We start from the raw sequence: 22284 nt of genomic DNA, 5'->3' as shown, positions 1-22284 counted from the left end.
TTAGCTGGCTATAATTTTAAATCCAGATTAAATAATTGGCATTTTTCAGTTAAATCAGTGCATAAAAAAACCTCATTTTTCAATGAGGTTTAATATTATTTATTCCGGACTATTCATTTTGAAAGTATCCATGAAAGCAGTCGTATAGTCTCCTGCAATGTATTTCGGATCATCCATTAATTGTCTGTGAAAAGGAATTGTTGTTTTCACTCCTTCGATTACAAATTCGTCAAGCGCTCTTCTCATTTTACTGATAGCTTCCTCACGGGACTGTGCTGTTGTAATTAACTTCGCAATCATCGAATCGTAATTTGGCGGAATACTGTAGCCAGAGTAAACATGAGTATCTAAACGAACTCCGTGACCTCCCGGCATATGAAGTGTAGTAATTTTTCCAGGTGAAGGACGAAAATCGTTGTAAGGATCTTCAGCATTAATACGACATTCGATTGCATGTAGTTCTGGTAAGTAGTTTTTTCCTGAAATCGGAATTCCTGCAGCAACCATAATCTGCTCACGAATTAAATCGTAATCAATAACCTGTTCTGTGATTGGATGCTCTACCTGAATACGGGTATTCATTTCCATGAAATAGAAATTTCTGTGTTTATCCACTAAAAATTCTACCGTTCCGGCTCCTTCGTATTTAATGAACTCAGCAGCTCTTACAGCAGCTTCTCCCATTCTTGTACGCAATTCATCTGTCATGAAAGGCGAAGGTGTTTCTTCTGTCAATTTTTGGTGACGACGCTGAACAGAACAATCTCTTTCAGAAAGGTGACATGCTTTTCCGTAAGAATCTCCCACAACCTGAATTTCGATATGACGTGGTTCTTCGATAAGTTTCTCCATGTACATTCCGTCATTTCCAAAAGCTGCAGCTGCTTCCTGACGGGCACTTTCCCATGCTTTTAAAAGCTCATCTTCTTTCCAGATCGCACGCATTCCTTTTCCACCACCACCGGCAGTAGCTTTCATCATAACTGGGTAACCAATTTCTTTGGCTGTTTTTTGTGCATGTTCAAAAGATTCTAATAATCCGTCAGAACCTGGTACACAAGGTACTCCTGCAGCTTTCATTGTCGCTTTTGCAGAAGCTTTATCTCCCATTCGGTCAATCATTTCAGGGGCTGCACCAATAAATTTGATTCCATGCTCCTGACAAATTTTAGAGAATTTAGCATTCTCTGAAAGAAATCCGTATCCCGGATGTATTGCATCTGCATTTGTAATTTCTGCAGCAGCAATAATATTTGACATTTTTAAATACGATAAGTTACTTGGAGGAGGACCAATACAAACCGCTTCATCAGCAAACTTAACGTGTAAGCTTTCCGCATCGGCTGTAGAGTAAACTGCTACAGTTTTAATTCCCATTTCCTTGCATGTACGAATTACACGTAGTGCAATTTCTCCTCTATTCGCAATTAATATTTTTTTAAACATCTTTTTAAAATTAGATAATTAGATAATTAGATAATTGGATAATTAGATTTCAAGCACTTTCGAAAAAGTCTAAAATGTAACGATCTAACGATCTAAAATTAAGATGGATCAACTAAGAATAAAGGCTGGTCAAATTCTACAGGAGACATGTCGTCAACAAGAATTTTCACAATTTTACCTGAAACTTCTGATTCAATTTCGTTGAATAATTTCATTGCTTCAATCACACAAAGAACATCACCTTTAGCGATTGTGCTTCCTACTTCAGTGAAAACTGGTTTATCCGGAGATGGTTTTCTGTAGAATGTTCCAATGATAGGAGATTTTATTGTAATATATTTAGAATCGTTGGCAGCTGGTGCTTCCGAAGTTACATTTACAACTACCGGAGCAGTAACCTGAGGAACTGCAGTCTGAGGTATAACGGTCTGAGCTGGTAATTGCTGTACATAAGTAGCCTCCGTTGTATTTGTCTCTAAAGTTGTTCTGATGGTAATTTTTACATCATCCATTTCTAACTTTACCTCTGCAACACCCGAATTTGCTACAAATTTGATTAGGTTTTGAATTTCTTTTAAATCCATAATGATTCGTTTTTAGTTTTAATTTATTTCTTATCGTAAGCCCATTTCAGGTAAATAGATCCCCAAGTGAATCCACCTCCGAAAGCAGCAAAAATAACATTATCTCCTTTTTTGAACTTGTGCTCAAAATCAGCCAATACTAATGGTAAAGTTCCAGAAGTTGTATTACCATATCTTTCGATATTTACAAGTACTTTAGACTCATCAAGATCCAGTCTCCCTGCTGTAGCATCTATAATACGTCTGTTTGCCTGATGTGGCACCAGCCAGCTTACTTCTTCTTTTGTCAAATTATTTCTTTGCAAAATTAATTCACTTGCATCAGCCATATTAGTAACAGCATATTTAAACACTGTTTTACCGTCCTGCATAATATTGTGCTGTCTGTTTTTAATGGTCTCCTCAGAAGCAGGAATTAAAGAACCTCCTGCAGGAATTTTAAGAAAATCTCGTCCTACGCCATCGCTTCGTAAATACTCATCCTGTAAACCTAAACCTTCATAATTAGGTTCGAATAAAACTGCTCCAGCTCCATCACCAAAAATGATACAGGTAGATCTGTCTGTATAATCTACAATTGAGGACATTTTATCGGCACCAATTAGTAATACCTTTTTATAACGACCTGATTGTACATAAGCTGCTGCTGTAGACATTCCGTATAAAAAACTGGAACAGGCCGCTTGTAAATCGTAGGCAAATGCATTAGTTGCACCAATTTCTGTAGCAACATGTACACCTGTAGCAGCCACCATCATATCCGGTGTTGCTGTTGCCATTATTACCATATCAATTTCTAACGGATCAATATTGGCTTTTGCTATTAAATCTTGTGCTGCTTTTATAGCAAGATAAGAAGTCCCTTTATCAGCATCTTTAAGAATTCTTCTTTCTTTTATTCCGGTACGGGTAGTAATCCATTCATCATTGGTATCAACCATTGTTTCTAGTACTTTATTAGAAAGTACAAAGTCAGGAACGTATCCTCCAACAGCGGTAATTGCGGCTGTGATTGTATTCATTATATTCTATTATTTCCTCTCAAATATTTCTATTTGAAAAATTTTTAAAAGACGTGAAAATTACAAAAAAAAATCTAAACGTATTGTCGTAAAATTCTTTAAAAAATAAAGTTATATCCAACAAAAAAAACTCTCACATAGTGAGAGTTCCAATATCATTTACAAAAATGTATTAAGCAACCGCTTCAGATTTATCGATAACAACTTGCCCTCTGTAGTACATTTTACCTTCATGCCAGTAAGCTCTGTGGTATAAATGCGCTTCACCTGTAACAGGACATGTAGCGATTTGAGCTACAGTAGCTTTATAATGTGTTCTTCTCTTATCTCTTCTTGTTTTCGAGGTTTTTCTCTTAGGATGTGCCATTTTACTATATTATTTATCCGTTAATAGTTTTTTTAATTTTTCCCAACGCGGGTCAATATCTTCTTCTTGTTTACTCTCTTGCTTTTGTTCTTTAACCTTTAACTCATTTAGTTTTGTAAGCGCTTCTGTCTTCAAAGTTCCATCTTTTACACCCGGATGAATTCTTTTTTGCGGAATTGACAATACAATCATTTCAAAAATGTACTGCGCTACATCTATTTCAAATTCACCATGAGGCAAGATGAGCAACTCTTCATTATCATTATTGAATTCTTCTCCAAAACGAACGATGAGCTTCATTTTCCCTTTAACAGGCAAGTCAAAATCTTCACTGGTCAGATCACAAGGAACGTTTACTGTACCTTTGTGTTTGAAATCCAACTCCAGCATATTGCTTTTCTTATCTAAAACTAAACTGACTTTGATATCTGAATTTTGAAATTCATCATAGTCAAAGTCCTCAAAGAACTTATTATTTATTTGATACTCAAAATGGTGTTTTCCTAGCTTTAACCCCACGAAAGGAATTAAAAATTCTTTTGTCTTGCTCATTTCAACATCAATTTGTACAATTAGGTTCTAAAACTCAGATACCTGAATTGGGGTGCAAAGATATAAAATTATTATAAAACTAATAATCTTATTGACCTTTTTTTGTTTATAACTGTTTTTCTTTTATTTTAAGAGGTTTTTTGCTAATCTCCTCATACTGATTACGTGAACGAAACACATCAATTGCCAGATAGACGGCTTCTTTGAAAGAATTGTAATCTGCCATATCCTTTCCGGCAATATCATAAGCCGTACCGTGATCCGGAGAAGTCCTTACCTTATTCAGACCAGCTGTATAATTTACACCTTTCCCAAAAGATAAAGTTTTAAACGGAACTAATCCCTGATCATGATATGTTGCTACGACGGCATCATATTTTTCGTATTGCCCACTTCCAAAAAAACCATCTGCAGGAAAAGGCCCAAAAACCATTGTCCCTTCGTCAAATATTTTTTTCAAGACAGGCTTTAACACTAAATCTTCTTCCTTACCAATAACACCTCCGTCTCCACAATGTGGATTTAATCCTAAAACCGCAATTTTCGGTCTTACAATACTAAAGTCCTGAATTAAGGATTTACAAATGGTATTTATTTTTCTCCTAATCAATTCTTCTGTCAGATAAGAAGACACTTCGTTTAAAGGAACATGATCGGTCAGCAGTCCTACCCTCAAATCATCATGAACCATCATCATTAGCGCATCGCCTTCCAGCTCCTGATCCAGATAATCTGTATGCCCCGGAAATTTAAAATCTTCCGACTGGATATTATATTTATTAATTGGAGCTGTTACCAACACATCAACCTCACCTTCTTTCAGTGCTTTTGTAGCTGCAACAAATGATTTTATAGCATACTGACCTATTTTCTCATCATTAGTACCTAAATTAATATCGACTCCTTCTTTCCAAAGATTATAAACATTTACTTTCCCCGGAATTACCTGATCTAATTTATCTACTCCATGAAACTGAACTGTAGAGGTAAAACTCTTTTTTACAAAGGAAAGAATCTTAGCATTTGCAAAAATAACCGGCGTACATAATTCCAACATACGGGAATCTTCGAATGTTTTCAATATAACTTCGCTTCCAATACCGTTTAAATCTCCGACTGAAATTCCAACAATTATATTTTCTGCTTTTTTATTCATGAGCTCCAATTATTTATTACTAATTTTGATGTGCAAATTTAGTAAAATAAAACCAACAATGTTTACAGGAATTATAGAAACCTTAGGAAGGATTCACGAAATACAAAAAGACCAGAACAACCTTCATATCACAATAGACTCTTCTATTACAAATGAATTAAAAATTGACCAAAGTGTTTCACACAATGGCATCTGTCTGACAGTAGTCGCCATAAAAGATTCCTTTTATACTGTGACAGCCATTAATGAAACCATTCTGAAAACCAATATTGGAGACTGGAAAATTAATGACATTGTTAATTTAGAAAGAGGAATGAGACTTGGCGAACGTCTTGACGGACATATAGTACAAGGCCATGTAGACCAAACCGGAACCTGCACCAACATTGAAGAAGCAAACGGAAGCTGGAATTACACGTTTGAATACGACAAAAACCTAAACAACATCACCATCGAAAAAGGGTCAATAACCGTAAATGGCGTCAGCTTAACTGTTGTAAACTCAAAAACAAACGAATTCAGTGTTTCGATAATACCTTATACCTTTGAAAATACAAATTTCAAAAATTTCAAAGTTGGCACTAAGATTAATTTAGAATTTGACGTTGTCGGAAAATACATTTCAAGATTGTATGCTATAAATAAATAGCCCTAAAACGCTTCCACAAAAAACAAAAACTTCACTCTACACTGAAGCTTTTGTTTTTGTTTGTTTTATATATATAGTATACACTCCCAACAGAAAACCGGCAGCAATTAACACAGCTAAAAACTCGCCATCAATTGGCACAGAAGGAGGTGCAACAGGACAAGTAGGGCAGGGTGGCTGAGCAAAAACCATTACCGCATTAAACAACATCAGTAACAAAATTGCAATTTTACCTGGTATTTTCATAGAATGGGACAATTTAAAATCTTAGAATAATACTAAAAATGTTTTGTTTGAATTTCTACAAAAGCGTGGTTCTTTCACAAAAATCTGCTACAAATGTATGCTTTTTATTCAAAAAACATCAAACCAAAACAAAAAAAGCTTCATAAAAATTATGAAGCTTTTTTCTGTGGTCCCACCTGGGCTCGAACCAGGGACCACCTGATTATGAGTCAGGTGCTCTAACCAGCTGAGCTATAGGACCGGTTAAGAGTTTGCAATATTACTACTATTTTTTATTTGCTCCAAATATTTTGCGCTATGATTTGTATATAAATTTAAATATTTACATTTATCACTCAAATCAAATTGATTATCAATCAATTATTTTAATAAAAAAAATCATCTGATTTCCTGACAAAGCTCTATCAAAACACCATTTGTGCTTTTTGGATATAAAAAAACCACTAATTTATTATCGGCACCTTTTCTAGGAATATCATTTATCAGCTCAAAACCTTCTTTTTTCAACCGTTCCATTTCTGCAAAAATATCCTCAACATCAAAAGCAATATGATGTATCCCTTCTCCTTTTTTTTCTAAAAACTTTGCAATTGGACTTTCCGGATCGGTTGCCATCAAAAGTTCAATTTTATTAGCTCCTGTCTGAAAAAAAGAAGTAACAACTTTTTCTGTTTCTACCGTTTCTGTTTTATAAGACGCAACACCTAATAATTTCTCAAACAAAATATTGGCCTCATCCATATTTTTGACTGCAATTCCTATATGCTCAATTTTATTTACCATAAATATTACAATTTTTTATTGACTGATGTAAGTGTTAAAATAACCACATTCTGCAATTACATCCTGATAGTATTTTGTGTCTGAGTATTCCTTTTGCAGTGTTTTGAATCCGTTCCATGCTATAAAATTAATTTTATCATCCTGAATTCCCCACCAGTTCTTAGCTGTACTGTATTTATTATTATAATATTGATTGCGCTCACATTTTGCCATCAAATAAATACATTTTGCCTTTTGTTCTTTTGTAGCAGCTACTTCAAATGCTTTTTGATAATACATTTTGGAAACACTACAATTGGTTATCATTTCCTTCATTGGCCCCCTAAATGAATAAGGACTTGATCCATATCCTACAATATTCGTTTCATAAAAAGTTCTTCCGTTTCCAAAATGCGTAATATTATAAAATGCATTTCCAAGCAGTAAATTATTAGTATACTCATCCTCTTTTTGAGCTACTTTATCCTGTATTATTTTTATAGTATTTAAAAAATCATTAAACGAATATTTCTTCTTTTGATAAGCAGCGTGATCACAGTCATGACAATCTTTTATACTCCCATTAAAAGGATTTCCCAAAAAGAGCATATTCTGAATCGAATCTGTTTCTTTCATAAAAGCAATTGCTTCCGGAATTTTATTTTTGAAAGTCGCCTGAACTGCCTGAAAATTATTGATATCTTTTAGCTTCAAGCTATAAATTTCTGAACCAATTTTTTCAATTTCAGATTTATTAGTCTTAGTCAGAAACTTTTTCATAGCCAGTAAATCTTTTTCATTATCATAAAAAGAATTTCCTTCTCCCCAATAATAATCCTGTGAATTGCCGAACAATTCGGCCATAACCGGATTTGATTCTTCTTTGTAAAGCGCCGCCAGATATCGCTTACTCCATGCCGAAGCATTTTGATAACGAAATTCCTGCCCTTTGTATGTTTTAGGCAATTCCTGGTAGAGCCAATTTAAATCAGCTAAAATTGTTTTCTCGTTTTTAGGTGTAAGCTTGTCAATTTTACTTAGATTATTTACAAATCGAAGCAATCGTAACTGATTAATAGAAAGTTTAGTTTTCGGCATTGTTTTTTCTGCTTTATCAAAATTTGCATCTGCTTTTGCGTAATCTGCTTTTAAAATTTGTAAATATCCCAACGCAATATCCCACAAATAAGACTGTTTTGCATTTCCGGATGCAGCAATTCTGGTTACGAGATCAAAAGCTTTTGTATTTATTTTGCTTTTATTTTCTAATTTATTTTCTGCTACAGTAAGATATTTTGAAATTTTGTAATCGTCTGACCTTTGATAAAACTCATTATTTACCTGCTGTTCCTGTTTATTTACCAATCGTGTTAACAAATAATCCAGATGCTGGTTTTTAGGATCTAATCCATATATTTTCTCTATTGCCTGAACTTCATCTTTGTAATATCCGTGAATAGCCCAAAGCGCTGCTTTTTCATCATTACTTTTAGCCATTGTCAACGATTTATTCCAGTCTGATTCGTTTTTTGGACGAAAGCTGTAGGCTGTTACCACTCGCATTTCCGGACATTTATCAAAAACCAAAGCATACAAATAATTTGAAACCGCATATTGTTTTGATTTATGCTGAATTCCGGCAACATAAGCCAAGGCCCTGTAATACAAACTGTTTTTCGGTACTGATTTTTCGGTTTTATTAAAGAATGTAATTGCTTTTTGCTTGTTGTTACTATAAAAATAAGCCTTCATAGTCAAAAACCAATATCTGTTTTTCAAAAACGGATCAGAAGTTGTGTTGTAAACATTTTCAATAGACTGAATCATTTTCAAATCGTTAAACGTTTTAGCCACTACAGGTTCATAACTCCAATAATCTTTATTTACTGAAACTGTTTCAATCTTCTGTGCCAAATACAAAAATTCGATAAAGCTTTTAACTTTCGCATCTTTCAAATCCATCTTTTTGCTCCATTTTGTAGCTGCCTGATTTTGCTTTTTGGTTTTAAGAAAAACGTGCAGCTGGGTTACATCCGTTTTATTTTGCGAAACTTTCTTTTCCTCAGAATAAGACCGTCTTTCTACTTCTCCAATCAAAAAATAATTAACTGTAGTTGTATCAACTTTTGTTTTCAAATATTTATTCCAGTCAGATTTGATTTCATTATTAAATCTGGAATTATGCTCAGTATCAAAACCAATTCCATAAAAAATATCACCGGACAAAAAAAGCGGCGTATAGGATTCGTCAACAAATGTTTCAGGTGTAAAATTAGAATCTCCTCCAAAATAACCAAAATCTCCATCTGCACAGGCAAATATCACTCCGTAAGCAAGAAGCAAAGAAGCGCTAGAAACAAGAAACAACTTGTTTAAAAATATTCTTTTCATAGTTTTTTATATTGAATTCATCAAGGTCGTAAAAAATAATTTCATTTGGGGGCTGAGCCAGATTGTCTTGTAAATCCTGAGCCATTTCTTTTAAATCTTCAGAAGAAACAGACTCTGTTTTTAGCAAATCATTCTCTTCATAAAAAACGCCATTTTTATAATTAGAGTGTTTAACTTTAAAAAAAACAGAATTCATTTGCTCGAAATTTTCATCTTCTTTGAGCGATGAAACATGCAGTTTTGAACGCAGTCCAATCACTTTTTGATTTCTGATATGCACTGCCCAGGAATATATAGGCAAAGCAAAGTTAAGATGCAGCGGATATCTTTTTAAACTTTTAAGATAACGTTCTGCCACTTTCCTGTCATATATAGAATTTAACGAGTCAGGAGCAATCTTACCCATGTTGTAATACATTAAAACTCCAGAATCAGCATTTGGTATTTTGGTTTTTCTGAAATATTTTACCTGATGCAATCGTATTGTCACCGAAAGTTTCTTCTGCGAAAGCTTTTTCAAAACTTCAATAAAATTCAGATAATTATCCTTGCTAGAAAGTGTCCAGTCGCAGTCGATTTGAATTTCTTTGTTGTATATTTTATTTTTTAAACTGATTTCGTTTACCAGCTTAATCGTTTTTTGAGCCAAATCTTCTAAATTGATATTTTGCTTCAGCATCACTTTGTTTTTGACATAAACCACAGGAACTATATCAAAATCATTCATTTTTTCCTGAAAACGAACCGGCGTAAGAGGAATTGGATTTTCATCATTCGGATTTAAATCAATGTCAAAATAACGGATATAAATTTTTCTGACATTATTTTCATGAATGGCTTTTTTTTCAGTTTCTGATAATTTAAAAATGGTTTTCCAGTAATAAAATGAAACAACTGGCTTAGCTTTTTCATTACAAGAAACCAACAAAAGGAAGAGCAACACCAAAAAGAAATTCTTTTTCAAACCTGCAATATTAAATTCTAACTCAAATGTAAGAATATTATAGTCTGATTGCAGATTGTCAGAAAAAAAATTATGGAATTTAAACGATGTTTGAAAAGCCAATAAAACGATAAAAAATTTCGATTAAAGCAAATATAATTGTTATTTTGTGGAATTAAATCACAAATCGTTATGCTGAAAAACAGTTTAAAATATTTTTCTTTTTTATTTGTATTTTTAATGCTAAGCTGCGCAAAACGCGGCAGTATAACAGGAGGTTTAAAAGACACACTTGCTCCAATATTAAAATCAAGCACTCCTAAAAACTTCAGCACCGATTTCAAGGCAGACGAAATCATTCTGACATTTGATGAATATGTAAAACTTAAAAACGCCAATAAACAGCTAATTGTTTCTCCCCCTTTGAAAAATCCGCCAATTATTGAGCCAACTAATGCAAGTAAATTTATCAGTATAAAAATAAAAGATACTTTACAGCCTAATACTACTTACAGCTTCAATTTTGGGCAAAGCATTGCTGACAATAACGAAGGAAACCCCTTAAATCAATTCAAATACGTATTTTCAACAGGTTCTTACATTGATTCACTTGCGTTAAACGGAAAAATTAAAGATTCCTATGAAAAAAATGCCGATAACTTTGTATCTGTAATGCTATATGAGGTTAATGACAAATTCAAAGATTCTGTTATTTATAAAGAAAATCCACGATACATTACCAATACTCTAGACAGTTTAACGACTTTTCGTTTAGAAAACCTAAAAGCAGGAAAATATCTTTTGGTTGCATTAAAAGACAAGGGAAGCAATAATAAATTTAACCCAAAGGATGATAAAATAGGCTTCCTTAAACAACCTATAACCATCCCAAACGATACCGTATTTGAACTGGAATTATTCAAAGAACAACTTCCTTTAAAAGCATTCAAACCAATCCAGGCTTCCGGAAACAGATTACTGCTTCCGTATGAAGGAAAACGAAACTTTAAAGATTCAAAACCTAAAATTGTACTTAAAAACGGCAATGAAGTTCTTGAAACCATTATAACTCAATTTCCAAAAAAGGACTCTTTGCAAGTTTGGTATAAACCTTTAAAAGCAGATTCATTATCATTAGAAATCAACAAGGACAACTATGATAAAAAATTTACATTCAAAATTAAAAACCAAAAGAAAGACACCCTGAACATTACAGCTTTACAAAATGGAATCATACATTTCAGGGATCGCTTTACACTGGAAACAGCTACACCGCTTGTCAAATTTGACAAATCAAAAATAAAATTAGTTAACAAAGATTCTGCTGCAGTTGCTTATACAACTGAATATGATGAATTTGAACAAAAACTATACATCGATTTTAAAAAAGAGCCTTCCGAAAAGTACAATTTTACTTTTTTACCGGGTGCATTAACCGATTTTTATGAAAAATCGAATGATACCTTATCATACAAACTCACTACACGAGAAGTGGAAGAATACGGCAATCTTACACTGAATTTACAAAATGCAAAACGTTTTCCAATTATAGTTGAATTAACCAATAAAAAAGGAGACGTTGTAATGGCGAGCGATTATTCTGAAAAACAGACCCAATTTGATTTTCTACTTTTAGAGCCAAGTGTATATACTGTACGAATTATTTATGACGACAATAAAAACAAAGCATACGATACCGGTAGCTATTTAGAAAAAAAATATGCCGAAGAAGTTTTTTATTATCAGCAAGAAATTGATTTGCATGCGAACTGGGACAAAGTTGAATCTATAGATTTAAGCATTCCCTACAGTCCGGAACTGGCTAAGAAGAATGAAGAAGCAAAAATAAAAGCAGAAAAAAAGAAAAAGAAAACTGCATTTTAAATTTTAATTTCAAAGCCGTCTTTATCATTCAGGAAATTCACTTTTTCACGGGTTTCAAGCATTATATTTTTGTCTAATTCAACTAAAAAAACACCTTCATTTTCCTGAGGCTGTAGAATATAATTTCCTAAAAAATCAACAACTTGCGAATGACCATTATGCTCGAAGTTATTCGCATCCTCCCCTATCCTGTTGACTCCAATGACATAACTAAGATTTTCAACCGCACGGGCTCTTAACAGAATATCCCAAGCATTAATCCTTACTTTAGGCCAGTTGGCAACATACAAAAGCAAGTCATAATTTTCTACATTTCTGATAAAGACAGGGAAACGCAAATCATAACAAACCTGAAGGCAAATTTTCCAGTCTTTATACTCAACAATCTGTTTTTTAGTCCCGGCAGTATAAATTTTATCTTCTCCTGCCAGTGTAAATAAATGCCTTTTATCATAGTAATGAATTTCACCAGTCGGAAAAACAAACAATAACCGATTATAGCATTTATCTTCCTCAGAAATAATCAGACTTCCTGCAATCGCACAATTATTGCTTTTCGCTAAATCCTGCATCCACAAAACAGTTTCCCCCTGCATCGTTTCTGCCATTTTTGAGGCATTCATACTAAATCCTGTCGAGAACATTTCCGGAAGTACAATCAAATCAACTAAAGCTTTTATTTCGTTTATTTTAGCCTCAAAATTAGTTCTGTTATCTTTTGGGCTCTCCCAAATCAGATTCGATTGAATAAGTGCGATTTTCATGTTGTTTAATTTTATATAAAGATAAAAAAAACGCATCCAAAATTTAATGAATGCGCTTTTAAGAAAACTTTTTTAAGCATAAACCAACTTTGGTCTTTCTCCTTTAATTTTGAATTAATAGTAATAGTAGTTCATTGTTGTGGTATTAGACGGAGTTGTACTTCCAGCATAATAATATTTTTCTACGGCTTTTATAAGATTTTTATTTTTATCATACGTATTTTCAAATTTGACAGTTGCCGTCAATTTATCATTATACGAACTATATATATTTATATTTTTTAAATTATTGACAGATACCTGACTACCCATGGAATATCTAAATGCATCTGGTTTTACTCCTGATAAATAATTATTCCCCTCGTCATGCTCTATTTTATAATATTCATCCGAGAATCCCGTCCCTGGTGCTTCATAACGAATTAAATTTCCATTAGCGTATTGAAAAAATTCCTCAGTATCAACATCTGTAACTTCATCACATGATGTGTTTTCACCACCAGTGATCTGGATATAATGTTTTATAGAAGTCAGACCAAATCCTGAATAGCTCTGACTAATTCTGTCTGCTGAATTTGTCACATAATCTGATTCGGTTTCTTTTCGGTCAATACAAATATTAGTAATCAGTCCGTTTGTATATTCCAGTGTATTCAATTGTTGTATTACGTCAGAAGGGCTAGATATATAGTATTCTTTCAAATTCCAGCTAATCATTTTATTAGATGTGTCATAATTAAAAGTTGTCTGGTAAAATTTTGATTGATCTTTTATAGTTAGCTTAGAAATATTTCCTGCACTGTTATATTCATATTCACTTGTTTTTATTACAAAATCGTTTTGAATTTCTTCAACTTTTCTTATTTTGTTGGAAGATGAATTTTGGGAATCATCTGATGCTGAATCACTAGAACAAGCAATCAGAAAAGAAGTTAGCATCAATAGTAGTAATTTTTTTTTCATATATATTTAATTGATTTTACAAATGCTTTTTTATTAAATGCGAAAGCATTTTTTTTCAAATATAAATAAAATATTAAGATTATTTATACTACAAAAAAAGCTTCCCGATTACTTGGGAAGCTTTTATATTATTCAGTCTAAATGACAAATTAAATTATCCTTTTAAACTTGCTGCTAAATACTCACGGTTCATACGTGCAATATTTTCAAGAGAAATTCCTTTAGGGCATTCTACTTCACAAGCTCCGGTGTTAGTACAGTTACCAAAACCTTCTAAATCCATTTGGTGAACCATGTTTAATACACGCTCTGTAGCCTCAACTTTACCTTGTGGCAATAAAGCATATTGAGATACTTTTGCACCAACGAACAACATTGCAGAAGAGTTTTTACAAGTGGCTACACAAGCACCACAACCAATACACGCAGCAGCATCAAATGATTTATCTGCATCGTCTTTGTTAATTGGAATTGTATTGGCATCGATTGTATTTCCTGAAGTGTTTACAGAGATAAATCCACCTGCATGCTGAATTCTGTCGAATGAACTTCTGTCAACAACTAAATCTTTAATTACAGGAAAAGCTTTTGCTCTGAATGGCTCGATAAAAATCGTATCACCATCTTTAAACATACGCATGTGCAACTGACAAGTTGTAACACCTCTGTCCGGACCGTGTGCTTCACCGTTGATAAATAAAGAACACATTCCGCAGATTCCCTCACGGCAATCGTGATCAAATGCAACAGGTTCTTCTCCTTTATTGATTAATTGTTCATTAAGAACGTCAAGCATTTCAAGGAAAGACATGTCTGGTTCGATTCCGTCAATTGGGTAATCAACGATTCCTCCTTTATCCTGGGCGTTTTTCTGACGCCATATTTTTAATGTAAGTTTCATACCTTTTTAGTTTGAAAGTCATAAAGTCGAAAGTCGAAAGTCGCCTGGCACATTTTGCCTTTTAACTTTAAGACTTTGGGCTTTCGACCAAATTCTTATTTATAGCTACGCTGTACTAATTTAATGTTTTCGTAATTAAGAGGTTCTTTGTGTAACACTGCATCACTTGGTTTTCCTTTGTATTCCCAGGCTGCAACGTATGCAAAGTTTTCGTCGTCACGAAGTGCTTCTCCTTCTTCTGTCTGGTATTCCTCACGGAAGTGACCTCCACAAGATTCGTTACGGTGTAAAGCATCTTTCGCAAACAACTCTCCTAACTCTAAGAAATCGGCAACACGTATTGCTTTTTCTAATTCCTGATTAAATTCGTTAGCACTTCCAGGAACTTTTACATCTTTATAAAACTCTTCACGTAAAGCGGCAATTTCTTCCATAGCTTCAGCTAAACCTTTAGCATTACGAGCCATACCTACTTTATTCCACATAATTTTACCTAATTTCTTGTGGAAATAATCTACAGAATGAGTTCCATTATTATTGATAAAATTATTGATTAGATCTTTTACTGATTTTTCAGCTTCAACGAATTCCGGCAAGTCTGTAGAGATTGGTCCCATTTTAATATCCGGAGCTAAGTAATCCCCGATAGTATATGGCAACACAAAATATCCATCAGCTAATCCCTGCATCAAAGCAGAAGCCCCTAGTCTATTTGCTCCGTGATCAGAGAAATTAGATTCTCCAATTGAGAAACATCCCGGAATTGTAGTCATTAAGTTGTAATCAACCCAGGTTCCCCCCATTGTATAGTGAACAGCAGGGTAAATCATCATTGGTGTTACATAAGGATCTTCGTCAACAATTTTCAGGTACATTTGGAATAAGTTTCCGTATTTACTTTTTACGATTGCAGTTCCTAATTTAGTCACTAATGCTTTATCATTAGCATCCAAACCTTTTACATAAGCCGCTTCTTTTCCGTAACGTTCAATAGCCGCAGCAAAATCTAAGTAAACTGCTTCTCCGGTTTTATTAACTCCAAAACCGGCATCACATCTTTCTTTTGCTGCACGGGACGCAACGTCACGAGGCACTAAGTTACCAAACGCCGGATATCTTCTTTCTAAGAAATAATCTCTTTCTTCTTCAGATAAGTCAGTTGCTTTTTTTCTTCCTTCACGAATTGCCTGAGCATCTTCTAATTTTGCAGGAACCCAAATACGACCGTCATTACGTAACGATTCAGACATCAAAGTCAATTTAGACTGGTGATCTCCAGAAACCGGAATACATGTTGGGTGAATTTGTGTGTAACAAGGATTTGCGAAAAACGCTCCTTTTTTATGAATTTTCCAGGCTGCTGTTGCGTTACTTCCCATAGCATTTGTTGAAAGGAAGAATACATTACCGTATCCTCCAGAACCAATTACTACAGCATGAGCAGAATGTCTTTCGATTTCACCTGTAATTAAGTTACGGGCGATAATTCCTCTTGCTTTTCCATCAATGACAACCAATTCAAGCATTTCATGACGGTTGTACATTTTTATTTTTCCACGACCAATCTGACGGTTCATTGCAGAATAAGCTCCTAACAATAATTGTTGTCCGGTTTGTCCTTGTGCGTAAAATGTACGGGAAACCAAAGTTCCTCCAAAAGAACGGTTATCTAATAATCCGCCATATTCACGAGCCAATGGCACCCCTTGAGCCACACACTGGTCAATAATATTTGCAGAAACCTCAGCCAAACGGTGAACGTTTGCCTCACGTGCACGGTAGTCACCCCCTTTTACAGTATCGTAGAACAATCTGTAAACTGAGTCACCGTCACCCTTATAATTTTTTGCAGCATTGATACCTCCTTGTGCAGCGATAGAGTGCGCACGACGTGGAGAATCCTGAAAGCAAAATGCTTTTACGTTATATCCTAACTCAGCCAAAGTAGCCGCAGCAGAACCTCCAGCCAAACCTGTACCAACAACGATAATATCTAAATTACGTTTGTTAGCCGGGTTTACTAAATTAATATGATCTTTATAATTTGTCCATTTGTCCGCTATAGGACCATTTGGAATTTTTGAATCTAATGCCATTATAATTGATATTAATTATTGAAATGATGAAATAAAGCGATAATTACGAAAAGTGCCGGAACTACAACTGAGAACCAGTAACCCACTTTTGCCAAAAATCTTGAGTATTTGTTGTGCATCCCTACAGACTGAAGAGAAGATGCAAACCCGTGCCATAAGTGGAATCCTAAAAGGATAAAAGACACGCAGTACAATCCTGTACGGATCGGGTCATGAAATTTATGAACTAACTCTCCATAATACCTAGTAGCATCTGGTGCTGTTCCTGCTATGTATTTATACGTAACTTCAGGAAACCAGAAATCATAAAAATGCAATCCTAAGAATGCTAAAATAACCAATCCAGAAATAATCATATTTCTAGAACTCCATGATGCGTTTGCAGCCCCATTGTAATTCGCATACGCAATAGGTCTTGCAGCTCTGTTTTGAACAGTAAGTACAAATCCCATTACGAAATGGAAAATTACTCCTATTGCCAAAATTGGTTGCATTACAAATTGTATTAGCGGATTGTAACCCATAAAATGTGAAGCCTCGTTAAAAACGTCTTCACTAATAACAGAAATGAAGTTTAAGGTAACATGCAGCGCTAAAAACGTGATTAAGAATATTCCCGAAAGAGCCATAGCTACTTTCTTTAAGATGGAAGCATTCAATAGTGCAGATTGTGCCATAAGTGTTTAAGTAGTTTTGTTTTAAAAATTAAGCAAAAATAACTCAAATACACATCAACTACAACCATTTCGTTGTTATTTATAATCATTTTAAAATAGACTACGTATACGTACTTTTACGTATAAAAAAAAACAGATTACTCATTAATTTATTATAAAAATTTTCATATCTATAATTAAGTCGATTTATTTCAGACAATATGCATCCCGTAAAAAAATAACAAAAATTTACTAAATTATTATTTTACTTCAACTTTTGGCTTGTTTTCTACAAATGTACCGTTAAACAGGAATTTTATATTCCTAAAAAATTGCCATTCCATTCTAATAACTTTACCTTTACCGCCTTCAAAAAAAATGAGAATGAAAACAGGAATTGATGCTATTTCTTTTGATGTAGCCAACATACATTTACCCATAAAAACATTGGCTGTTGCCAGAAATATTGAACCCGAAAAACTCGAAAAAGGTCTAGGCTTACTAAAAATGACGTTCCCTGACGTTCATCAGGACGCTGTAGTTTTTGGAGCAAATGCCTTGACAAAATTGATCATTGACAATAATATAAACCTAAACGAAATCAGCCGAATCTATGTTGGTACAGAAAGCGGCATTGACAGTTCAAAACCAATTGCTTCTTATCTGATTAGTTTGATGGAGCAAAAGTTTGGAGAAGATTCTTTGGCAGAATGTGACGTGGTCGATTTTACATTCGCTTGTATTGGCGGAGTTGACGCTTTACAAAACTGTCTTGATTTTGTAAAATTAAATCCGGAGAAAAAAGCAATTGTCGTAACCAGTGATTTTGCCAAATACGATTTAAATTCAGGCGGAGAATATACTCAGGGCGCCGGTGCTGTTGCCATGCTGATTACTGCAGATCCAAAAATCATTGCTTTTGATGACAATTGGGCAACCAGCACAAAAGGTGTTTTTGATTTCTTTAAACCATACAGAACGATTTCAAAAGAAGCCATTACACAAAACACAAATAACGACTCCTGGTTTGACAATTTAGAAGCCGAAATCGAAATCCATAAAGATCAGCCGGTTTTTGACGGACAATATTCAAATCAGTGTTATATGGATCGTACACGAAACGCTTACTTTTCATTCAAGAAACTAAAAAATACTACCGAAACTTTATACAACACCTGGCACAGTATTGTGATGCATTTGCCTTACTCTTTCCAGGGAAGAAGAATGTTGTCTGAAATCTACGCTTTAGACAGTGCCGGGAAAATTATTGCTGATGATATTGCGCCTGCTGATTATCAGGCAAAAATTAAAGAAGTTGCAAAATCTGATGATTACAGAACTTTTGTTACCAAAAAATTACAGCCTGCTGAATTGGCTTCTTCTTTAATTGGAAATCTTTACACCGGATCTATCTTCATGGGATTATTGTCGACTCTGGCTCATTTTTATGATACTAACAAAGAAGTTGCAGAGACTAAATTCGGTTTCTTAGCTTACGGAAGCGGATCGAAATCGAAAGTTTTTGAAGGTACAATTCAACCGGAATGGAAATCAGCTCTAGTGAATGTGAAACTTTTTGAAAACTTAGCAGAAAGCGTAGAAATTGACTTCAACACTTACGAAAGTCTTCACAAAAAAGAACAAAAACAAAGTGTCAGAACTCCAAAAAACGAATGGATTTTAGAACGAATCGAAAAAGATATTCCAACTTTGGTTGGGGCGCGTTATTATAAATGGGTGGATTAACTAAATTCCAATAAAAAAATCCAAATTCCAAAAACCGAAGCAGAAAAAATTCTCTGCTTCGGTTTTTTGTTTTTCAAACTTCACTGTTAAGATTGAAAAATTTTCTCACCACGGACTTTCTTCCGTTTCATCTTCAATGTCGTTACTGAAATACTTTCCTGTTGGCGCATTGTCCTTCGTTAAGGTATGTTTTACAATAAAACTCGCCGCACTTTCAACCGTACCGGGTCCGCTATGGTGATTGAAATCTGTTGCGGTATAGCCCGGATCAATTGCATTTACTTTAAAAGACAATTCTTTTAACTCATAAGCCAACGCAATAGTATAAGCATTCAAAGCTGCTTTCGATGTCCCGTAACCGGCTGTTTTGATTCCATAATATTTCCAGCTAGGGTCGCTGTGCAATGTTAAAGAACCAAGACCCGAAGTAATATTACTGATTCTTGGGCTTTCGGATTTTTTAAGCAATTCTAAAAAAGTCTGAGTAACGTTTATTACACCAAAGAAATTAGTGTCAAATACTTTTTGAATATCAGCAATGGGTGTATCTGATGCGTGCTGTGGATTTGTTCCCAATATTCCGGCGTTATTGATCAAAATATCCAATTTTCCCTGCTCGCTTTCAATAATTTTCTTCGCTGCGAAAATTGAATTAGAATTTGTAACATCAATTTCAATGGCTTTGACGTTTTCATATCCATTCTTTTTTAACTCGTCTGCAACTTCATTTCCTTTTTCTAAATCACGACTTCCTAAATAAACAAACAATCCTTTTTTCGAAAGCTGTTTTACTGTTTCTAAACCAATACTTCTGTTGGCTCCTGTTATTAATACTGACTTCATTTTTTACTGTTTTAAATTAACAATACAAAGGTGATTCCTTTAAAAATGAAATCATTTGTCATTTGGCAAAAAGCAATTTAACGGATGTTTTTTCTAATTCTGCTCAAAGAAGATTGTGTCATACCTAAATAAGAAGCAATATAAGAAAGCGGAATACGATTTACACCATTAGGATAAATTTTTAGAAACATCAAATAACGCGTCGTAGCATCTTCTGAAACCAGAGGACTTCTTCTTTCTACTTTCTGCATCAACGCTCTTGAAATAATTTTATTTACAATCGCCTGCCACGGAATGATAATATCCAAAAGTTCTTTCCAGTCTTTTTTAGAAAAAACCAAAACTTTGCAATCAGTCACCGCCTGCACATAAGCGTTTGAACAAATATCATTATTAAAACTCTCTAAATCGACCACCAGATTATTTTCGTCAATAAAATATTTGGTAATTTCTTCGCCTTTGTTATTGTAGTAACAAACCCGAATAACACCTTCCAAAACAAAACCAACCTGCTGGGCAATTTTCCCTGCTTCCGAAAAATATTCGTCTTTTAAAAGTTCCAGCTCTCCAGCCTTTTTTGTAATTAAGTCAATTTGCTGTTGGTTTAAATCACCAAACTGCAAAATGTAGTCTATAAATGCTTTCATAACGGCAAGTTAATCAAAGTTGTTTTTACGTGATTTGCCATTTGGCAAAAAAGTCATATCATTTTAGATAATTCAGTTTCCAGTTTATCAAAGTTCTCTTCGTTTTTATCAACTACAAATGGTTTCAGCTTATTGCACTCTTCCGGCGTATCAAAAATCATTTTAAAAACAATTTTAGTTTGATTATCATTACGGGCACGGATTAAAAATCCGCGCTATCTGGGGTTTGTTACAGTATTTTGATTTTTATTGCTTTACATACTTTGTGGGCACGGATTGCAAATCCGCGCTATCGGGTGTTTATAAAATATTATCAGAACTTATTCAGTTTCCTTTAATTGATGCGATAGATTTAAATCATCAATATAATCCTTAAATCTCTCTAAGTTAACTTTTGGTGATGATCTTATCTGATCCTTTCTCCCTGCCTCATCTACTACTCCTGGCTCAATTTGATTAAAATTACGTGGCTTTGAATTTGGATACAAACCAATATCTATCATGTATGCACTATACCTCTTTCCATCAGATGGAGCTGAACTTGTATTTGAATCTACAAGATGTAATAATCGCAAATCAACTAATTCTTTGACAGCTTGCTTTATTTGACTATAATCTCCCAAATCATTATTTGATACTAAACATATGTTAGTATTCTTTTCTGTTAGCATAAAATTACGCAGAAATTTAAGATAATATTCAAGAAGATCCTTTTCTTCTGCTGTATCCCTTTTAAAGTTTTCCAATTTAATAGGGTAATTTTCTATTGCAATTTCATTAACATCAGTTTTTGTGATTATTGATTTACCTGAAATAATATTATTACAGAGCTTTATAAAGAGTGACAAAAAATCTCTGGGAACTCCACCTGAAGCTAAACAAAGTTGCTTAAAAGCATTATCAGAAATAAGTGTTTTTAAATCAACTCCTGCATTGGAATTTCTATTTGCTTGAATCAATAAATCCCACATGAAATTTGATAACGCTTGAAATTGATCAAGTGTATAATCTAACTCTATTGGTTGAGCATCATGCCCTATTTCAATTCCACTAATAATTCCATTTACGTGACTATATAAAGCTGATCTATGCTTAATTGTAGCAACTTTCAAATATATAGGAGTATCTTTTGATAGCCTATGAAAAAAATCCACAAAATTTGATTGATCTGATTTTTTAACAAAATAAAAGTCATCTAAAACTAAATATATATGTTTATTATCAAGAAACTTAGAAATTTCAATTACTATCTTTTTTAATTCAGTAAGTTCATTTCTCAAATTATTAAGCTTGTTAATTTGCAAAGATTTTTGCGTTTCCGTTGCATAAACATTTTCATTTGAAGCATTTAATTCACTTCCAGCAGCACTAACTTTAACTGAAGCACCAGATTTATCAGAACCGCTTCTTTTTATACTCTCATCATAATTATCCGGGAGTAATAATTGTGACTTAAATTCAGTAATTTTCTTTCTCACTTTTTTTGACAACTTTCGTGCCTTGTAAAATTTAATTACCTCATACCAACTTGTGTGACTTTTAATATTTAATTCAAGTTGCTAGTTAATTGATTTGTTTAATTGGAGTCCAAACACAAACAGAGTTAACTTTATTAGAAAACCTTCAAGTGTAACTGCATGTATTGTTCTAGGAAACATTTTCTTGA

Annotated in this window: 21 protein-coding genes, 1 tRNA gene and 1 pseudogene; 3 read left to right on the top strand and 20 right to left on the bottom strand. The window is 33.8% G+C overall.

The window, feature by feature from the left end:
• Positions 1–99: 99 nt before the first annotated feature.
• From accC to pdxA, 6 genes are all read right to left on the bottom strand, one after another.
• Positions 100–1446 (bottom strand): acetyl-CoA carboxylase biotin carboxylase subunit, encoded by a 1347-nt coding sequence (gene accC, locus AAEO57_RS14610; RefSeq protein WP_341693767.1) that lies wholly within the window; start codon positions 1444–1446, stop codon positions 100–102.
• 98 nt (positions 1447–1544) lie between these two features.
• The gene (gene accB, locus AAEO57_RS14605) at positions 1545–2030 is read right to left on the bottom strand and encodes an acetyl-CoA carboxylase biotin carboxyl carrier protein (RefSeq protein WP_341693766.1); all 486 of its coding nucleotides are present in this window, start codon (positions 2028–2030) and stop codon (positions 1545–1547) included.
• Between the two features lie 23 nt (positions 2031–2053).
• A complete protein-coding gene (locus AAEO57_RS14600; protein WP_341693765.1) occupies positions 2054–3052 on the bottom strand; it encodes a beta-ketoacyl-ACP synthase III in 999 nt (332 codons plus the stop codon).
• A gap of 172 nt (positions 3053–3224) precedes the next feature.
• The gene (rpmF, locus tag AAEO57_RS14595) at positions 3225–3419 is read right to left on the bottom strand and encodes a 50S ribosomal protein L32 (RefSeq protein WP_163398385.1); all 195 of its coding nucleotides are present in this window, start codon (positions 3417–3419) and stop codon (positions 3225–3227) included.
• Positions 3420–3428: 9 nt separating this feature from the next.
• Positions 3429–3971: a YceD family protein gene (locus tag AAEO57_RS14590; RefSeq protein ID WP_341693764.1), complete on the bottom strand. Its 543-nt coding sequence runs from the start codon at positions 3969–3971 to the stop codon at positions 3429–3431.
• Between the two features lie 106 nt (positions 3972–4077).
• On the bottom strand, positions 4078–5127 hold the full coding sequence (gene pdxA, locus AAEO57_RS14585; RefSeq protein WP_341693763.1) for a 4-hydroxythreonine-4-phosphate dehydrogenase PdxA: 1050 nt from the start codon (positions 5125–5127) through the stop codon (positions 4078–4080).
• A 58-nt stretch (positions 5128–5185) separates the two neighbouring features.
• On the opposite strand from pdxA, the gene AAEO57_RS14580 reads away from it, so the two are divergent.
• Complete coding sequence (locus AAEO57_RS14580; protein WP_341693762.1) at positions 5186–5776, top strand: riboflavin synthase; 591 nt, start codon at positions 5186–5188, stop codon at positions 5774–5776.
• A 36-nt stretch (positions 5777–5812) separates the two neighbouring features.
• Here AAEO57_RS14580 and AAEO57_RS14575 read toward each other — a convergent pair whose 3' ends face one another.
• The 5 genes from AAEO57_RS14575 to AAEO57_RS14555 all read right to left on the bottom strand — a co-directional run bounded on the left by AAEO57_RS14575 (position 5813) and on the right by AAEO57_RS14555 (position 10139).
• Entirely contained in the window at positions 5813–6022 is a 210-nt protein-coding gene (locus AAEO57_RS14575; protein WP_341693761.1) for a hypothetical protein, read from the bottom strand.
• A 167-nt stretch (positions 6023–6189) separates the two neighbouring features.
• Positions 6190–6263 (bottom strand) — tRNA-Ile (locus AAEO57_RS14570).
• A 137-nt stretch (positions 6264–6400) separates the two neighbouring features.
• Positions 6401–6805, bottom strand: coding sequence for a methylmalonyl-CoA epimerase (gene mce, locus AAEO57_RS14565; protein ID WP_341693760.1), 405 nt, complete (start codon positions 6803–6805; stop codon positions 6401–6403).
• Positions 6806–6820: 15 nt separating this feature from the next.
• The gene (locus tag AAEO57_RS14560) at positions 6821–9175 is read right to left on the bottom strand and encodes a hypothetical protein (RefSeq protein ID WP_341693759.1); all 2355 of its coding nucleotides are present in this window, start codon (positions 9173–9175) and stop codon (positions 6821–6823) included.
• Positions 9135–10139, bottom strand: a complete 1005-nt coding sequence (locus tag AAEO57_RS14555; RefSeq protein WP_341693758.1) for a hypothetical protein — start codon at positions 10137–10139, stop codon at positions 9135–9137. The genes AAEO57_RS14560 and AAEO57_RS14555 overlap by 41 nt, the downstream gene beginning before the upstream one ends.
• Before the next feature lie 171 nt (positions 10140–10310).
• On the opposite strand from AAEO57_RS14555, the gene AAEO57_RS14550 reads away from it, so the two are divergent.
• Positions 10311–12002, top strand: coding sequence for an Ig-like domain-containing domain (locus AAEO57_RS14550; RefSeq protein WP_341693757.1), 1692 nt, complete (start codon positions 10311–10313; stop codon positions 12000–12002).
• Here AAEO57_RS14550 and AAEO57_RS14545 read toward each other — a convergent pair.
• The 5 genes from AAEO57_RS14545 to AAEO57_RS14525 form a co-directional block, all read right to left on the bottom strand.
• A complete protein-coding gene (locus AAEO57_RS14545) occupies positions 11999–12766 on the bottom strand; it encodes an amidohydrolase (RefSeq protein ID WP_341693756.1) in 768 nt (255 codons plus the stop codon). The two genes, AAEO57_RS14550 and AAEO57_RS14545, sit on opposite strands and share 4 nt — an antisense overlap.
• A 114-nt stretch (positions 12767–12880) precedes the next feature.
• Positions 12881–13729, bottom strand: coding sequence for a hypothetical protein (locus AAEO57_RS14540; protein ID WP_341693755.1), 849 nt, complete (start codon positions 13727–13729; stop codon positions 12881–12883).
• A 154-nt stretch (positions 13730–13883) separates the two neighbouring features.
• Positions 13884–14630 (bottom strand): succinate dehydrogenase/fumarate reductase iron-sulfur subunit, encoded by a 747-nt coding sequence (locus AAEO57_RS14535; protein ID WP_031455145.1) that lies wholly within the window; start codon positions 14628–14630, stop codon positions 13884–13886.
• Positions 14631–14725: 95 nt separating this feature from the next.
• Complete coding sequence (locus AAEO57_RS14530) at positions 14726–16726, bottom strand: fumarate reductase/succinate dehydrogenase flavoprotein subunit (RefSeq protein ID WP_341693754.1); 2001 nt, start codon at positions 16724–16726, stop codon at positions 14726–14728.
• An 11-nt stretch (positions 16727–16737) separates the two neighbouring features.
• Positions 16738–17403, bottom strand: coding sequence for a succinate dehydrogenase cytochrome b subunit (locus tag AAEO57_RS14525; RefSeq protein ID WP_341693753.1), 666 nt, complete (start codon positions 17401–17403; stop codon positions 16738–16740).
• Between the two features lie 363 nt (positions 17404–17766).
• On the opposite strand from AAEO57_RS14525, the gene AAEO57_RS14520 reads away from it, so the two are divergent.
• On the top strand, positions 17767–19128 hold the full coding sequence (locus tag AAEO57_RS14520; protein ID WP_341693752.1) for a hydroxymethylglutaryl-CoA synthase family protein: 1362 nt from the start codon (positions 17767–17769) through the stop codon (positions 19126–19128).
• 105 nt (positions 19129–19233) lie between these two features.
• On the opposite strand, the gene AAEO57_RS14515 is transcribed toward AAEO57_RS14520, so the two are convergent.
• From AAEO57_RS14515 to AAEO57_RS20875, 4 genes and pseudogenes are all read right to left on the bottom strand, one after another.
• Complete coding sequence (locus tag AAEO57_RS14515; RefSeq protein ID WP_341693751.1) at positions 19234–19971, bottom strand: SDR family oxidoreductase; 738 nt, start codon at positions 19969–19971, stop codon at positions 19234–19236.
• A gap of 77 nt (positions 19972–20048) precedes the next feature.
• Positions 20049–20618, bottom strand: coding sequence for a Crp/Fnr family transcriptional regulator (locus tag AAEO57_RS14510; protein ID WP_341693750.1), 570 nt, complete (start codon positions 20616–20618; stop codon positions 20049–20051).
• A 320-nt stretch (positions 20619–20938) separates the two neighbouring features.
• A complete protein-coding gene (locus tag AAEO57_RS14505; RefSeq protein WP_341693749.1) occupies positions 20939–22096 on the bottom strand; it encodes a hypothetical protein in 1158 nt (385 codons plus the stop codon).
• An 81-nt stretch (positions 22097–22177) separates the two neighbouring features.
• Positions 22178–22284, bottom strand: a pseudogene (locus AAEO57_RS20875) (IS982 family transposase); the annotation flags it as partial.

The organism is Flavobacterium calami, assembly GCF_038290035.1.
Classification (GTDB): domain Bacteria; phylum Bacteroidota; class Bacteroidia; order Flavobacteriales; family Flavobacteriaceae; genus Flavobacterium; species Flavobacterium calami.
Note: the sequence above shows the minus strand (reverse complement) of the source record. Positions and strands in the feature narration are given on the sequence as shown.